Raw genomic sequence first — 17,057 nt, forward strand, 5'->3', positions numbered from 1 at the left:
AATAGATACCAAGTAGCCACAATAATAATATGTATTATGTACATACACCCCTAGTTAATTCTATTTATCCAAAAGAAAAGAAACAGGCTTTGAAACCTGCCTCTCCTCTAAATTCCTTTTATTTATCCCCTTAGAATCCAAATCAGTATAACTAATGAAATATACCTGATTATCTAACTAATATGAGTAGTCTAAGAAGTGCCAGGTATGTTTTGGATTCTATCGTCTTTATCTTCTTTTTGATTCTCGGAGCTCCCCTCCGAATGGTTCGGAACTACATTTTCACTTTCAGAACGACCTTCTGAATCATTCGGAGTCTTATTTTAATTATCTTTTGTTTGTTCTATATTGTTGCCGTTGGAATCAATTATCCCAGCTAAGCTTTTTTTAAATAAATACGTACTTCATAGGCATCTAATTTTGTGCTTGTCGTTTCATTATAGTTAGAAATCAGAATAGATGTCCCCTGCAAATCCATTTCACTGTTCAGCTCAATATGTATAGTGTTCGGCTGAACATTAGAAACAAAGTAAATCGTCTCATCAGCGTAGCTTCTTTTGTATCCATAAAGATGAGAATGTCCTTTAAATAATTCCTGATAATCCCCATATACAAAGACCTTGTGCTGACTCCGCAGCTTGATCAGCTTTTGATAAAAATAAAAGATTGATTCAGGATTATGCAATTCATTGTTCACATTGATTGATTTATAGTTTGGATTAACTCGAATCCACGGTGTACCTGTTGTAAATCCCGCATGTTCTTCATTGGTCCATTGCATCGGTGTACGGCTATTGTCTCTGCTTAATGGCTGCAAATCTCTAAGAACCGTATTCGGGTCCCATCCCTTTGACACCAACTCAGCATACTGATTTTTCATCGCAATATCGTTATATTCGTCAATAGAAGAAAGGCGAATCCCTGTCATTCCTATTTCCTCTCCTTGATAAATATAAGGCATACCCGGCAAAGAATGCAGCAACGCAGCAAATAGTTTGGCTGATTGAACACGATACTCTTTATCATTACCATATCTGGTTACCACTCTTGTATGATCATGATTATTAATAAATTGTGAGTTCCATCCTTTCTCTTTCAATCCTTCATACCAGCGCGCCTGAATCTCTTTAAATTTCTTTAAGTCCCAGGTTGGCATTTCATCACAAACTTCAAAATGAAACAAGGTATTCAGTTCATGGCGGTTTTTATCCACATATAATAACCCTTGCTCCGGCGTCACGAAGGCTACCTCCCCTACGGTTAACACATCATAATGACGGAATACCTGTTCATTCATCTCCTGCAAATAATCATGAACTTTGGGATGGTTGGCCAAATAACGAATATCATCCGGATCGTCTGCATCCGGAAAATCCTCCGGCTTCGCAAGCAGGGCAATTGCATCTAGCCTAAATCCATTAATCCCTTTCTTTAACCAAAAATTTAGAATTCGATATATTTCTTTACGGACTTCTTCATTCTCCCAATTCAAATCGGGCTGTTCAGCTGCGAATGAATGAAAATAATACTGACCAGTCCGTTGATCATATTCCCATGCTGACGGGGAAAAGTAAGAACGCCAATTATTGGGAGGGTTCACTTGGTCTCCATCTCTCCAAATATACCAATCTCTTTTTGGATTATCTTTGCTGGATCTGGATTCTTTAAACCAATCATGCTCATTTGAAGTATGATTTATGACTAAATCCATAATAATTTTTAGATCTCGTTTTTGTGCTTCCCTCATTAATTCCTCAAAATCCTCCATACTGCCCGCTTTCGGCATAATGGAATAATAGTCGGAAATATCATATCCATTATCTTTATCAGGAGAAAGGTAAAAAGGATTGAGCCAGATTACATCTGCACCCAACTCTTTTATATAATCCAGCTTCCTTATTACCCCTCTTAAGTCTCCATATCCATCCCCATCACTATCATAAAAGCTTCTCCAATAAACCTGGTACACGACACTTTCTTTCCACCATTGTTTATCCATCTCTCCCACCTCATAAAATGAATTATGTGAAGCTTATCTTTCTATTATTTTTCATTAGTTTAAGTAGAACTTTTTCTCTACCATTTAAGAGCATACATCTCGCGCTTCTTCTTGTTCCTCAGCAATTTAAATAAGAAAAGTTGAGCTTGTATGCCCTTTCATTTTTATTTTTAGGATATCGCAATATTTAATATAGAAGTTCTATTTGAAGTAAGCCTGCTTTCTAAATCCTTTTAATATTCGCAGTGCGTCCTTTAACAACACGTATTCTTCCAGGGAATTAGAAAGCTGAAGTCTGTCATATAATTGACCAGCCTGCTCATTTACACAATCCCCTTCTAAAGCCAGAATCGAATCGAGCTTTACTAATATTTCTCTCATCAGATGGACATCTACATCCTCCCTTTGCATCCGCAAGAACATATCATAAATGGCATGATTCAAACGGCGCTGAGATGATAGAAAGTTTTCCATTTCTTCAAGCTGCAGCATTTGATTATTTAAAAGTATTCTTTCCTCTATTAAAGCGGAAACGGCAAATAAATGATTGATTGTATGTGCATTATTTCTTTGGTTTAAATAAGCGGACACTTCATGCTGCAATTCCTTGGATACTTGTTTGTAGCTTTTCATCAAATCTCTTGTACCCTTTTCCAGCGTATGTGGAAGTAATAAACGATTTGCAAGCATACCAATACCTATCCCTATCAGTACAAGCATAACTCTTCTCAGTGACAGGAGCGTCGGGTCGCCCGTGAGAGCAGCTGTTCCAAGAGCAGATATCGTGACAGTCAATACGACATTTCTATACTTCACCGCATAGCCATTCAAATACCCAACCAGCAAGACCAGGAAGGAGCGTATAGTCGTTTCATGAAAAATACTAAATAATAGTACAAAGATAGCCGCTCCCATTAAAGTGCCGATCACGCGTTCCTTGAAGCGATATTTAGCTGTCTCATAATAAGGTTGCGTCACAGAAAATATAGTAAATAAAATCCAGCGTCCTTCATTGATGTTAAAATAATCAACGATTAAAGCAACAGCTGCAATAGTGATACCCAATCGCAGTGCATATGTGAAACGAGCTGAATGTCGATTAATGTCCTTTAAAAATTGATAGGTATTCCGGTAGCCTCTAGGAATCTCTACCACACTCTCAACCTTGTTCAGTTCAGATGATTCACTGGTATGAAGGTACCTCAATAATTCACGCAATAATTTCAACGTACTAATCATTTCGACTATGTATGCGGATTCATGTTTGTTAAGCGCTATGTTTAGATTATTCAATGAATCATCAGATAAGCTTGACCCTTTATTGGCGTAATCCCTCATCTGTCTCAATTCAAAATTCAGAGCATCCAAGACATCCTCTGGGTAGTCACTTGCAGCTTTGCGGTTTAACATCAAATGCAGTTTTTCAAGACAGACCGAAATCTTCAAACGAACTCTGCCTTCGTGAGTCAGATAATAACCCTTGACACTCCGAAAATAAATCACCTTCCTGAACTCGTTGATATCAGACAGAATGATGGAATCCAACTCTTGATCAGGCTGGTTATCTCGAATACGATTTAACTTTTCTTGCAAATGGCTACATACCTGCAAGAAATAATGATTGCCCCTTTTAGATAATTTCCTTCTATTAAATACCCATTGTACCATCATGATAATCAAAGCCCCTGCAACCAGAGACATTAGTCTCAATGGGAATTCCTCCAACGGAACTGGATCGGTCAAAATGAATAAATATTGCAAACCAACCGCAATATGGATAGGTCCTTTTATGTTAGATGTGAAAAAGTATCCTACAATAAACATAGCGATAAAGTTTACTAAAATTCCTACCCAGGGATTGATCAAGGCCAGTTGACCAAATATTCCTTGGGACAAATTGACTGCCAAAATCAGCATGAAACTCTTCCATGGGGATACAGTAAAATCCCTCTCTAAATACATGAGCAGAGCAACCACAGTCGTGACCCCAATCAAAACATTATGCTGCCCAAACACAGCCTCAAAGCCTGTCACAAAAAGGATAACAAAGATAAATATCAATGTTTTTGATATGATCAGCTGCTTCATAGCTTCCCTTCCTTACCTATAAATTGCTATACCAGAATATTAAATCACAGTATAACATACTATGCTGCCAGGAAAAAAACACAGGAAAAGGCTTTCTAGCTTGGAACATTCATTAATGCTAATAAAAAAATGTCCCAAAAGATAAGTTTTCACTTCCTTTTGGGACAGTCTATATAAAATCTATATTTATAGTACTCTCTTATTTGCCTATAAACATTTGTGTCCAGTAGTTGCCGTTCTCCACATAACCAATTCCGATATGTGTATAGCTGGAGCTTAAGATATTTTTTCTATGACCGTCACTATTCATCCACGCATTTACTACTTCTTCTGGCGTGCGTTGACCCATAGCAATATTTTCAGCTGCCGCTCTATAAGAAATGCCAAATTGTTTCATCATATCAAATGGAGATCCGTAAGTTGGGCTTGTATGACTGAAATAGTTATTCTTCTGCATATCCTCTGATTTGATACGCGCTACTTTACTTAGCTCTGTATCTAGTGTTAAAGGTTTTAAGCCTTGTTTTTCACGTTCCGCGTTAGTAAGTTCTAGTACTTCCTGCTCATATGCACTTACTTCATAATCGTTTGATTCTGTATCATTGGAATCAGAATTATCTTCTTCCACAGTTGGAGCATCCGTACTTGGTTTATTTTGTTCCACGGCATTGTTTGAACCAGAATCCGTATCCTGACTTGGTTTATCAATAGTTGGAAGTTGAACAGATCCCCATGGGAATTTAATAATGCCTCCGCTGATCATCACTTTATATGAAGTTGTTGTATTCGGTTTAGAAGATACACTGGCTGCCTCCGCTCCTGTTATAGCTGTAATGGAAAGCGCTGCGGCTGCTGCAATTGTAACGATAAGTTTATGTTTCATTGGTAAATCTCCTCCTGTCATGATATTTGTTTAATCGACAAAGACATCGTAACATGAGTTTTTTGTAACATTTGAACCATAAACTACCAGACAGCTCGAGATAGGATAATAGACATCCTTCTCACATAGCGCGCACCTAACTTAATATATTGATATATCAACAGTCCTGCTTAAATCTCTCTTTTTTCCATATTCCGGATATCAAGTCCCTCTTTTTGTAAAATCCCCACTTTTATCCTATAAAATAATTATTGACAGGTATTTAATAATAGAGGATTCATTACTGTTACTACAGGTATGTTACAAGCATTGCAGTTATTTTTAAATAATGTTGAGTATACCCATATTGCAGTCTATGGTATGGGGAATTTAAATAGATGGAGTTTCCTATACAGTACTTTTATAGAACAAATGGAGAAAACAAATTGTTTTCTCCATCTCTGTTCTTCTGACTTGTTCGTTGAATATAGCAGGGTAATTTCTATATAGTAGACATCTCGTAAGCGACACCATAAACTTTACAATCAAATCCTTAAAGGTTAACTAACTACTTTAAAGAGTCGTGACAGTTACTTATATATACAGGAGACTGTCGCAGAAAATCCCTTTATCATAGTCAATTGAAAAGGAGCAGGTTGTTACCTGCCCCTACCATATCACATTCATTTGTGACCTCTTTATTTCCATTCGACAACTTTGTCTACTGCAAGACGCATAGTCGGGAATCCATTATCAGCCGCCTTACCCATGGTCATAATCATGACCGGAGCATGTCGTTCTTGATCCAATCCAAACACATCATTAATACGGGTTTTATCGAATCCCGCAATAGGATTGGTATCATATCCGTGAGCACGAGCCACAAGCATCAATTGCATAGCTACATGGCCGCAGTCGGTCATGACGATATCTCTGCGATCCTGTTCAGTTAGTGAAGCAATCCATCCTAAAACACCTTCAAGCTGGCGTTCTTTATATTCAGCAGGCATATACCCAAGCTCTACATTTGCGCTATAAATCTCATCAGCTTTTAATGTATTGTGCAAGTCGCCAAAAATTGCAATCGTCACCGCTGATGTATCAATTTTTTTATGATTGGTCGGTGAGGCAATATCCATCAATTTTGCTTTTGCCTCATCGCTTTCTATAACAAGAAAAAATCAAGGCTGTAGATTCGTTGAAGATGGTGCGCTGGTTGCTTCACTGAATATTGCTGTCATCTCTTTATGACTGATTTTAACCATAGGATCGTAACTTTTTATGGAACGGCGTCCCATTAAGATTTTTCTGAAATCATTAGTTGGGATAACATGAGAACTATTGGACATGTTTATTCTCCTTTATGATTAGATTGGACTGGACGGTATTACATCAGGTCTTGATTAAAAAATTTATTCAGTTTCCGAATCACTATTAATATATAACTCTATTCTCGATTGCTTGATAGGCCTTGAATAATCCCTTACATTCTTCATGATCAACTCGCTGTAAATCATATGAACGCTTCCCATCAATCATTTTATAAAAGACATCATCTCTAAACCCTATTTTATCTGTATCCAATCGATCACATCCATAATAAACAGTCGTGATACCTGCCCAAAGGATGGCCCCTAAGCACATAGGACAAGGCTCAGCCGTTGTATAAAGCTCTGCTCCGGATAGGTCATAATGATTTTCATGAAGGCATGCTTCCTTAATCGCAACTATTTCTCCATGCATGGTTGGATCAAGCTCCTTAACCACCATATTATGGCCCTTTCCAATGATTTTACCATCCTTGACAATGACAGCTCCGAAAGGTCCGCCATGCCCTTGTTTAATTCCTTCATATGCTTCTTCAACAGCGGCTTTCATAAATGGATTCATACGCCTTAATACCCCCGATATTTGATTTATCAATAGGATGCTGTATCTTCGGTGTAGACTCATAATTCAAATCTATTGTATTACTTGACGGTTAGTCAATATTCCCGTTAGACCTTACTCATAATCATCAATTGCTTTATCACGCCATTTTTGTTCAAATAGATAAAACACTTCCAAATAACGATTTTTAATCTTTTCCTCATCCATTTACTATCTGATCCATGCGCGTATAGTCAGTTCTCATCAACTGGCAACCATTCATTATCAAACGCAGGGATGGCCCTCACATCATTCATTAAATATTTGAAAATGAATTAATCGGGAATATAAAAACAAGAGTATTCCAAATGATTAATTAATTGGAATGCTCTTTTTTATGGATTTTATTCTATACTAATAAGTAATGATGAATTCAATAAAAAACATGAGGTGACCTTTTTGGAGAAACAAAAATACAGGGACCTTAAATTAGGTGAACGCGGAGCAATCCTAAGTATTGTTGCATACTTATTTCTTTCCATATTAAAGCTGATTGTTGGATATATAAGTGAGTCTGAAGCATTACGTGCAGATGGGCTGAACAATATAACTGACATCATTGCCTCAGTAGCTGTATTAATTGGTTTAAAAGTTTCTCAGCGGCCTCCCGATAGCGATCATGCATATGGGCACTGGAAAAGTGAATCGATTGCCTCTCTCCTATCTTCTTTTATCATGATGACAGTAGGTATCCAAGTTCTAACGGATGGATTCCAATCCATTTTAAGCAGGGAAAAAAATATACCTGATATAACGGCAGCATACACGGCGATTTTTTCCGCCCTCGTCATGTACTTCGTCTATCGCTATAATATAAAGCTAGCCAAAAGAATCAACAGCCATTCCGTAAAAGCTGCTGCCAAAGACAATATTTCTGATGCGTATGTCAGTATTGGAGCAGCAATTGGCATATTCGGCTCCCAGCTAAATATGCCTTTCCTCGATACAATTACTGCCATACTCGTAGGGTTATTGATTTGCAAAACAGCCTGGGATATTTTTAGAGAAGCATCCCATTACTTATCAGATGGCTTTGATGAGTCTAAGATTAAAATCTATCAAAATTCCATTGACCAAATAGAAGGGGTTAAAGGAATTAAAAAAATTATGGGACGAAATTACGGAAATAATGAAGTCATTGATATCATTATTTTGGTAGACAACACGTTAAATATTAAAGAAGCCCATGATATTGCTACTCTTGTAGAAAAGGATTTAATGAAGGATCATGGAGTCTATCGTGTCCATGTTCATGTGGAACCATATGAAGAAAAAACAGAAAAAAGGCCAGGCCCAAATTAATGATAGGTATCCGGCTGTTTGCCCTAAAGAGCTACAAATTGGTTGTTTATATTACTGAATCTACCACTACTCCATAAACCTTCTGATATTTTATACGAAAAAAGGCATTCCAATGGGAACGCCTTTTTCAATTTAATAAGCTAGCCGGTAGATCAGTATTCTCTCAAACGGATTCGTTTCATTTAGAACAATCTCTTTGTGTAGTTCAAACACAGATTGATTTTCAAGAAAATATATATAATCCTCAGATGGATAATATAATATTAGGTGTACCTCGCGATATGTTTCTTCAACGGACAACAGAATGTTCGTTAGAACCTGGCGGAATATTTGTATCGTAAAAGGATTAAAGAAATAAAACCTATTATAAGTTGGTTGAATTTGAAACTCCTCTGCCAGACAACAGTGAAATTGAATTCGGTCTTTCCCCTTGTAATTATAGTTCTTGAGATTTTCCTCAGCTTCATTAATAAATTGTTCATTCATTTCTACCCCACTTACAAACGCCCCTGTCTTGTAATGAAGAAAGAAATTTAGTCTCCCCTTTCCGCATCCAAAATCGACCATATGATCATCCCTATTAAGGTCATACTCATCCAATAACTTTTCTAAAATCCAATACGGAGTCGGCTCATATCGGTGATAATGCATAGAATTATAAAATCCAGTTTGATTACCGACTGTTTTTATATGTAATAACTCATCATAATCTTTTTCGTTCATTGTATAACTCCGTTTCACTTATCTAGATTACTCATAAGTTTAAGCCTTTTTGATACTGATCGAAACCCTTTTTCTATATAATAGGCGTTTTCAGATTTCACATCCTAGTATTCACATAAAAATGCTACTTTAAAGTGACAATTTTACAATAAATTCTAAGAATATAATTAATTGTTAATTTGTTCACAACTTTGTCAAAATTGAAGATTTCCATGTCTTCTTTTAGTTTCATATATTTGTAATTTTGAAATTCAGTTATTATATTGAAAATCAGGGGCTATGGAAAAAGGAAGAATTATACCTAAATAGCAGCAAGAAAGGGAAATTATAACTATCAAGGTGTGCAGATTTACTGAATTTCCCTTACATAGCTTGAATTTACTTATTACATTAGGAAGGGGAAAAATATGAATAAAAAATGGGCACTTTTGAGTTCCATGATGGCGTCTATTCTTATGTTAGCGGGATGTGACTGGGTTGTATTCGACACAAATGGTCCTGTCGCAAAAACACAATCCAATGCCATTCTTTTCTCAATGGCTTTAATGGCAGCTGTTGTGCTTGTAGTATATGTACTTTTTATCGTTATTTTATATAAATACCGAGCATCCAAAGCTCCAAAAGATTACGAGCCTCCACATATGGAAGGCAGCAAGGCGCTTGAAATAACATGGACAGTCATACCAATTATTATTGTAGCCGTTTTAGCTGTAGTCACAGTTAAAACTACATTTGAAGTAGAAGGAAAGCCAAAAGGCTATGAAGATCAAAAACCATTGGTTATCTACGCAGCTTCTTCAAACTGGAAATGGCATTTCAGTTATCCAGAGCAAGGTATTGAAACGGTTAACTATGTAAACATTCCAACTAATAGAGTAGTAGAATTCCGTCTATATTCTTATGGACCAATTACAAGCTTCTGGATTCCACAGCTCGGTGGTCAAAAATACGCCATGAGTGACATGGTAACAAAATTAAATTTTGTAGCTGAAACACCAGCTTCCATGATGGGAAGAAATGCAAACTTCAGTGGTGAAGGCTACGCCCATATGGATTTTGAAGCACTGTCTATGACTCCAGATGATTTCGAAGAATGGGTTAGTGATGTAAAAGCAAATGAAGATAAGTTAACAGAAGAAAAATTTGAAAAACTGCTTGATACAGCACACGTCGGCAGACAATCATATTCTTCTACTCACTTGGATTTCAGCCCTCCACCGGAAGGACATCATCATGGTTCTGAACCATCTTCATCAAACGAGAGCGATGAAGCAGACAACACGTTTGATGAAGATACAGAAAAAGGTAATTCCGAGCACGAAGATCATTCAAATCATTAAAATTAAAGCTTTCATAAGAAAGGAGTTACAACCTTGGATTGGGATAAATTTATAGTACATGGTGGCCCGTTAATCTATGGCGCAATGGTAAGTATTGTCGCTGTATCGCTGGCTATCGTTACCGGCCTGACTTATTTTAAGAAATGGCGCTGGCTTAAAGATGAATGGCTTACCACTGTTGATCATAAACGTATTGGGGTCATGTATATTCTCTGTGCTTTAGTTATGTTATTCCGCGGCGGTGTTGATGGTTTATTAATGCGTGGACAGTTAGCTAAGCCTGAAAACGGACTGCTTGATGCACAGCATTATAACGAAATCTTTACAACGCATGGCGTGGTTATGATTTTATTTATGGCAATGCCATTTATCATTGGATTAATGAATATTGTTGTGCCTCTTCAAATTGGGGCGCGTGACGTTGCTTTCCCTTATTTAAATGCTATCAGCTTCTGGTTATTCTTTGCCGGAGCAATGCTATTTAATATCTCGTTCGTTATTGGTGGATCACCGGATGCCGGATGGTCAGCCTACTTCCCGCTTGCAGGTATAGAATTCAGCCCTACTGTGGGGAATAACTACTACAGTATTGCGATTCAGATTGCCGGTATTGGGACGCTGCTAACGGGTGTTAATTTTATCGTTACCATTTTAAAAATGAGAGCACCTGGTATGACTCTATGGAAAATGCCAATGTTCACATGGTCTATTTTAATCACTAGCATCATTATCGTTTTTGCTTTCCCTGTTTTAACAGTAGCTCTTGCCTTAATGATGTTTGACCGTTTGTTTGGTACACAATTTTTCACTATGCAAGATGGCGGAATGGATATGCTTTGGGCTAACCTGTTCTGGGTATGGGGCCATCCTGAAGTATATATCGTTATTCTTCCTGCCTTTGGTATATTCAGTGAGGTTATTTCAACATTCGCGAGAAAAAATCTGTATGGATACAAATCAATGGTGTTCAGTATGCTTGCCATCTCTGCCCTATCCTTTACTGTATGGGTTCACCATTTCTATACGATGGGTCAAGGTGCCATGGCAAACAGCTTCTTCTCGATTACTACGATGTTAATCGCTGTACCTACAGGAGTTAAGATATTTAACTGGCTCCTTACGATGTATAAAGGAAAAATTGAAATTACCACGCCAATGCTGTATGCCCTGGCATTCATACCAATCTTCACCTTTGGTGGAGTCACAGGGGTTATGCTAGCGATGGCAAGTGCGGATTATCAATATCATAATACAATGTTCTTGGTAGCCCATTTCCACTATGTTTTAATACCGGGTACAGTGTTTGGGGTACTGGCGGGTATGTATTTCTGGTTCCCTAAAATCTTTGGATTCAAATTAGACGAGAAATTAGGAAAAATCGCATTCTGGATTATTTCTATTTCATTCAATGTCACATTCCTGCCTCTATTCGCATTGGGACTTAAAGGGATGAACCGAAGAATGTATACGTACTCTGAAGAAACTGGGTATGGACCATTGAACCTTATCGCATCATTAGGTGCTGTAGGTTTAGCAATTGGATTCATCGTTCTCGTTTATAGCTTCTACTGGAGCTTCCGTTATGCTCCAAGACTAAAAGGAGACTCAGATCCATGGGGTGGCCGTACATTGGAATGGGCAACGAAAACACCTGTTCCAGCCTATAACTTTGCCATTACTCCTGAAGTGGATTCTGTAGATTCCTGGTGGGATCACAAAAAAGGTACACATAATCTGTTCACACGAAAAATCGAAGAAATACACATGCCTAGCAGTGACTTTAAACCGTTTCTAATGGCAGTGGCCTTCTTCTTCTGGGGATTCTTTATGGTATTTAGTATGTGGATTCCAGCCATTATCGCTGCGGTTCCAATTATCTATTTGATGTTTGTACGTTCCTTCAATGATGATCATGGGTTCCATATATCTGTGAAAGAAATTGAAGAAGAAGAAAGAAAATTGCGAGGTGAAACAGAATGAAATTAGATGCCTCTCAACCATTGGAATATAGTACTGAACAAAATCAGCTTAAGATACTGGGCTTCTGGATTTTCCTTGGAGCAGAGATCGTATTATTCGCTACACTGTTTACTGTCTACTTTGTACTGGAAAATCGTACAGGTGATGGGCCTTCCGGGAGCGATATCTTCGCTCTTGGTGGGGTTTTAGCTGAAACCTTTATTCTTTTGGCAAGTAGTTTTACGATTGGGATCGCGATTCACGCTATGCGGATGGGCATGAAAAAAGCAATGATGGTTATGTTCTCGATTACGCTTATCCTTGGATTAGCCTTCCTAGGCATTGAAATTTATGAGTTCTTCCATTATGTACACGAAGGAGCTTCCATCCAAACAAGCGGCTTCACTTCTGCATTACTTACATTGCTTGGAACACACGGAGCCCACGTAACCGGAGGAATTCTATGGGGAATCGCTATTCTGATTCAAGTGAGCAGACGCGGAATTAATCACCTTACTGCCAATAAAGCATTTATTTTTTCACTGTACTGGCACTTCCTGGACGTTGTTTGGATTTTCATCTTCAGCTTCGTCTACCTGAAAGGACTGATGTAAAATGGCTAAGTTATTCCCTAAAGAGCATATCATAGGATTTTTATCATCCATCGCTCTAACAGTGGCAGCATTATTAGTTCTTTTCCTGGAGATATCATTTGGATTTAAAATGGCTATTTTGCTTATCACAGCTGGCTTACAAGCAAGTTTGCAGATATTCCTGTTCATGCATATTAATGAATCCAAGGAAAGAAGAACACTCTATACCAATATCCTTTATGCATTATTTGTAGCCCTAGTTACCATCTTCGGTTCCATGTTCGTCTTGCTTTGGGATTGGTAAAAATCGATACAGCTATACGAAACGGACAGCGAGTTCTAGTCGCTGTCCGTTTTTCTTATTATGAGTTTGCCAAAGTAAGAGCTCCTATGCCTACCATTCCCCTCATTCTGTTCGTCCCTTAATCCTATATAATAGATATTTCTCTATTACTCAAATTACCTGCATACCATACACATGCTTCTATAAACTACCATGTATTCATTTTAAAAATTCTTTTATGATGGAACTATATGAACCAGGAGTGATTGTATGAAAATATCTCTAATAAACAAGGATGGCATTATAAAAGAGGTCAAGCTTGGCTTCAGTTGGACTACTCTCTTTTTTGGAATATTCCCTGCTTTATTTCGCAAAGACTATAAATGGGCGATTATTATGCTTGGTATATCCATCACAATCAATCTTTTTCTATTTGGATTAGGCGCATTGCTAACAAGCGGCGTTTTCGCCTTTATCTATAATAAAATCTATATTAAAAACCTAATTACAAACGGCTATCGCCCTGTTTATGCTGCCGATCGAGAAATATTAATCAAGAAACAGCTATTAGCTGCTTAAAGTTATTGGTCCCTTAGCCTTAAGGGACCATTTCTATTACAACCCCATCTACTCATCTCTTTTCATTGGAAGAACCAATTTATAACCTCAACCACCCTTTCTAATCTATCTACTCTCGAAAAAATATACCTGCAACGAATGATTGACATAAAATACAGCCATCTTATAGAATGAAACAGTCACTCATTTATATAGACCAGTCATTATACTTGAAAAGAGGGATTTCATGTGAGTGCAAAAATGGACTCGCGTCAAAAAATTTTAGAGGCTGCTACTCGCCTTTTCAACATACAGGGATATCATGCAACAGGCTTAAATCAAATTCTGAAGGAAAGCGGTGCCCCTAAAGGGTCTTTATATTATCACTTCCCTGATGGTAAAGAACAACTGGCCGTAGAAGCAGTCAATAAAATGGCCGTTCAAATTGAAAATGATATTAAGCTGGCCATGAATCAGTATGATCATGCCTTAGAGGCATTCCAATATCATATTGAAAAAATCGCTCAACATTTCAATAAAAATGACCTTTTTGAAGGTTTACCAATTGGATTATTGGCAGCGGAAACTTCCTTAATGAGCGAACCTTTACGCAAAGCGTGCAAGGCAGCATTTGAAGGCTGGGAAACACTTTATTATGATAAAATGCTTCAAGATGGCTTTGAACCAGAAAAAGCGCACCGTTTAAGTCTATTGGTTAATTCAATGATCGAAGGAGCCATCACCCGTTCGCTAACCAATTTAAATGGACAGCCTTTACTAAACATCTCTAAATGTCTGCCCGATATATTAAAGAAATAAGCAAACATAAATGTATATCCTTATCAGCGTATTATATAGACTGGTCTAGTAATTATACATAATGAAAGGGGAATATTATTTGAGTAATAATCATGCTACAAATTTAGAAAATAAGCAGATTAAGCCACTTCCAATCGTGATTGCTATTATGATTGGTGCTTTTATTGGACTCTTCAGTGAAACTGCCTTAAATATGGCTTTTACAAACATTATGGATGACTTTCACATTGGTCCCCATGTCGTTCAGTGGTTAACAACAGGATATTTACTTGTACTTGGGATTCTTGTGCCTGTAACTGCATTACTGCTCCAATGGTTTACTACCAAGCAACTATTTAGTGCCTCCCTCATTTTTTCAATCGTAGGGACCTTAGTAGGAGCTATGGCACCTAACTTTGCCATTCTTCTATTAGCACGTGTCATTCAGGCTATAGGAACAGGTCTATTACTACCGTTAATGACAAATGTTATTATGGTTATATACCCACCTCATAGACGCGGAACAATTATGGGGATGATGGGGCTTGTCATTATGTTTGCACCTGCTGTCGGTCCAACCCTATCAGGATTAATCGTAGACAGTCTGGGCTGGCAATCGATTTTCTGGCTATGCTTACCTTTGCTTATTTTTACATTCGTATATGGTCTCATCTATATGCAAAATGTATCAACCATCACAAAACCAAAAATAGATATTCTGTCTATTATTCTTTCATCCATTGGTTTTGGAGGAATCGTCTTTGGTTTCAGCAGTGCCGGGGAGGGTGCTAGCTCATGGAGCGACCCAGCTGTTCTTTTACCGATTATTGTTGGGGCACTCAGCCTTATCCTATTCTCTTTCCGCCAGTTTAAAATGGAACAGCCAATGCTTAATTTACGCGTATTTAAGTTCCCTATGTTCTCTATTGGACTTTTAATGGTATTCCTGGGTATGATGATCATCTTATCCTCATCCATTCTTTTGCCTATGTACTTAAAGGGCGGAATGTTATTGTCAGCTTTTGCAGCCGGCCTTGTCTTATTGCCTGGCGGTATTGTGAATGGAATTATGTCACCAATTACGGGGAAATTATTTGATACCTTCGGGCCAAAATACTTGGTTATTCCCGGTTTTGTATTAACAACAATATTTACCTACTTATTTACTAATATAACAACCGAAACTACCCAATTAACGGTTATCATCTTGCACACATGCATGTTGATTGGGGTTGCCATGATTATGATGCCTTCGCAAACAAATGGGTTAAACCAGTTGCCAAGACAGTATTACCCTGATGGAGCTGCTGTCATGAATACACTTCAGCAAATAGCAGGGGCGATTGGGACAGCAGTTGCTGTTAGCATCATGTCAGCTGGCCAGGCAAGCTATTTGGCTACGGCTGATCCCAATAATCCGCTTGCTGCCTCTGAAGCTTTGACAGCCGGTGTCCAAAACGCCTTTCTATTTGCGTTAATTGCCTCCATAATCGGACTGGTAGTCTCTTTCTTCATTAAGCGTGTAGATGTTTAAAAGTATATAGAATAAGAGGGTGGCAAAATCGGTGCCACCCTCTTTTTTATTTATTAATCTAATTACATAACAAAATCTCTCTTGTAAACCCAATCTTCTTCGCTTGACATCGATCCTGTATAGTTAAGCCAGCTTCCTTAATCATGTCATCAATTCGTTCCCCGGTAACAACAACAATTCTGTCTGCAATGCGATTGGCATGCGTTAAAATGGATAATTGTTCCTCCGGGCTCGCTGTATGGCATAAATTATAGGGTAAATCAATAATAGCTGCATCGTAATAGTCGGTAACTTCCTCAATTGCCCCTATTGCAATATCACAGCTATATCCAAAATGAGCTACATTTTCTCTGGCGCCAATAGCTGGCAATGGCTTGATATCACGTCCACATATCGTAATCCCCATCGACAAGGCTTCTACCAATACATTCCCAATTCCACAGCATGGGTCAATCGCTTTCACACCAACAGGGTTGGGAACCGCGATATTAGCAACTGCTCTTGCCATTCTAGTACTGAGAGCTGTCGAATACTCTCGTGGTTTCTTCTGATGATGCAACCAGATCGCTTCATTTTTTTCATAAATACCTACATACCATTTACCGCCGCAAGTAATGATGCCAAGAACGATATCCGGCTTCTCCAAATCAGCTTCACCCTGGATTTTTAATCCGATTTCCCGTTCAATCTTTCTTCGTTGACTAAAGCTAACTTTATCCTCTAGATCATTCGTTTTCACAAAGATTGTTTTGAATGTCTGATCCGGGAAGGAAAGTTTGTCTGCCTTGTGATAAAGGGCCTCCAAACTATCCCCTTCGGTCAGTACTTCTATTCTTTCCCTAATAAAGGGACTTCGGCTTGGATCGACTTTTCTTGTACTTTTAAAAACAAAATCATCAGGATTCATATCAAACAACGCCCTGAATTCCATTTTGCATAAAGGTTCTTCCTCTGAACTGCATGCATATGTGTATATAAAAATTGGCTCCACCAATCCCATTCTGTTGTATTCTCTTCAACAATCTATAAAAAGCTTATATCACTCTATTATAATGCATTTTTATAGGAAACTAAAATCCCATCCATTAT

General features: G+C 37.9%; 14 protein-coding genes and 1 pseudogene. 8 read left to right on the forward strand and 7 right to left on the reverse strand.

Annotated elements, in window-relative coordinates; genetic code table 11:
• Positions 1–376: 376 nt before the first annotated feature.
• The 5 genes and pseudogenes from AC4BHA_RS13625 to AC4BHA_RS13645 all read right to left on the reverse strand — a co-directional run bounded on the left by AC4BHA_RS13625 (position 377) and on the right by AC4BHA_RS13645 (position 6,839).
• On the reverse strand, positions 377–1,999 hold the full coding sequence (locus AC4BHA_RS13625) for an alpha-glucosidase (protein ID WP_139892700.1): 1,623 nt from the start codon (positions 1,997–1,999) through the stop codon (positions 377–379).
• 201 nt (positions 2,000–2,200) lie between these two features.
• Positions 2,201–4,087: an FUSC family protein gene (locus tag AC4BHA_RS13630; protein ID WP_139892701.1), complete on the reverse strand. Its 1,887-nt coding sequence runs from the start codon at positions 4,085–4,087 to the stop codon at positions 2,201–2,203.
• 199 nt (positions 4,088–4,286) lie between these two features.
• Entirely contained in the window at positions 4,287–4,970 is a 684-nt protein-coding gene (locus AC4BHA_RS13635; RefSeq protein ID WP_066108126.1) for a CAP domain-containing protein, read from the reverse strand.
• Between the two features lie 677 nt (positions 4,971–5,647).
• Positions 5,648–6,298: pseudogene (locus AC4BHA_RS13640) on the reverse strand (nitroreductase family protein).
• An 85-nt stretch (positions 6,299–6,383) separates the two neighbouring features.
• Positions 6,384–6,839 (reverse strand): nucleoside deaminase, encoded by a 456-nt coding sequence (locus AC4BHA_RS13645; protein WP_066108129.1) that lies wholly within the window; start codon positions 6,837–6,839, stop codon positions 6,384–6,386.
• A 438-nt stretch (positions 6,840–7,277) separates the two neighbouring features.
• Here AC4BHA_RS13645 and AC4BHA_RS13650 point away from each other — a divergent pair, with 438 nt between their 5' ends.
• Positions 7,278–8,180, forward strand: a complete 903-nt coding sequence (locus AC4BHA_RS13650; RefSeq protein WP_139892702.1) for a cation diffusion facilitator family transporter — start codon at positions 7,278–7,280, stop codon at positions 8,178–8,180.
• 132 nt (positions 8,181–8,312) lie between these two features.
• Here AC4BHA_RS13650 and AC4BHA_RS13655 read toward each other — a convergent pair whose 3' ends face one another.
• Positions 8,313–8,903, reverse strand: a complete 591-nt coding sequence (locus AC4BHA_RS13655) for a methyltransferase domain-containing protein (RefSeq protein WP_139892703.1) — start codon at positions 8,901–8,903, stop codon at positions 8,313–8,315.
• A gap of 407 nt (positions 8,904–9,310) precedes the next feature.
• Here AC4BHA_RS13655 and qoxA point away from each other — a divergent pair, with 407 nt between their 5' ends.
• The 7 genes from qoxA to AC4BHA_RS13690 all read left to right on the forward strand — a co-directional run bounded on the left by qoxA (position 9,311) and on the right by AC4BHA_RS13690 (position 15,968).
• Positions 9,311–10,243 carry a cytochrome aa3 quinol oxidase subunit II gene (gene qoxA, locus AC4BHA_RS13660; RefSeq protein ID WP_139892704.1) on the forward strand — a complete coding sequence of 311 codons (933 nt, stop codon included), beginning with the start codon at positions 9,311–9,313 and terminating at the stop codon, positions 10,241–10,243.
• A gap of 33 nt (positions 10,244–10,276) precedes the next feature.
• The gene (qoxB, locus tag AC4BHA_RS13665; protein ID WP_490558798.1) at positions 10,277–12,223 is read left to right on the forward strand and encodes a cytochrome aa3 quinol oxidase subunit I; all 1,947 of its coding nucleotides are present in this window, start codon (positions 10,277–10,279) and stop codon (positions 12,221–12,223) included.
• Positions 12,220–12,816: a cytochrome aa3 quinol oxidase subunit III gene (gene qoxC, locus AC4BHA_RS13670; RefSeq protein ID WP_139892705.1), complete on the forward strand. Its 597-nt coding sequence runs from the start codon at positions 12,220–12,222 to the stop codon at positions 12,814–12,816. Before qoxB ends, qoxC begins: the two co-directional genes overlap by 4 nt.
• A gap of 1 nt (position 12,817) precedes the next feature.
• A complete protein-coding gene (gene qoxD, locus AC4BHA_RS13675; RefSeq protein WP_066108151.1) occupies positions 12,818–13,099 on the forward strand; it encodes a cytochrome aa3 quinol oxidase subunit IV in 282 nt (93 codons plus the stop codon).
• 249 nt (positions 13,100–13,348) lie between these two features.
• Positions 13,349–13,657 (forward strand): hypothetical protein, encoded by a 309-nt coding sequence (locus tag AC4BHA_RS13680; RefSeq protein WP_066108154.1) that lies wholly within the window; start codon positions 13,349–13,351, stop codon positions 13,655–13,657.
• A 240-nt stretch (positions 13,658–13,897) separates the two neighbouring features.
• Positions 13,898–14,455 carry a TetR/AcrR family transcriptional regulator gene (locus tag AC4BHA_RS13685; RefSeq protein ID WP_490553196.1) on the forward strand — a complete coding sequence of 186 codons (558 nt, stop codon included), beginning with the start codon at positions 13,898–13,900 and terminating at the stop codon, positions 14,453–14,455.
• 79 nt (positions 14,456–14,534) lie between these two features.
• Positions 14,535–15,968 carry a DHA2 family efflux MFS transporter permease subunit gene (locus tag AC4BHA_RS13690; RefSeq protein WP_490558799.1) on the forward strand — a complete coding sequence of 478 codons (1,434 nt, stop codon included), beginning with the start codon at positions 14,535–14,537 and terminating at the stop codon, positions 15,966–15,968.
• Positions 15,969–16,026: 58 nt separating this feature from the next.
• On the opposite strand, the gene AC4BHA_RS13695 is transcribed toward AC4BHA_RS13690, so the two are convergent.
• Positions 16,027–16,968, reverse strand: coding sequence for a TRM11 family SAM-dependent methyltransferase (locus tag AC4BHA_RS13695; RefSeq protein ID WP_139892708.1), 942 nt, complete (start codon positions 16,966–16,968; stop codon positions 16,027–16,029).
• Positions 16,969–17,057: the final 89 nt, after the last annotated feature.

Source organism: Pradoshia sp. Z3_51, from assembly GCF_058215915.1.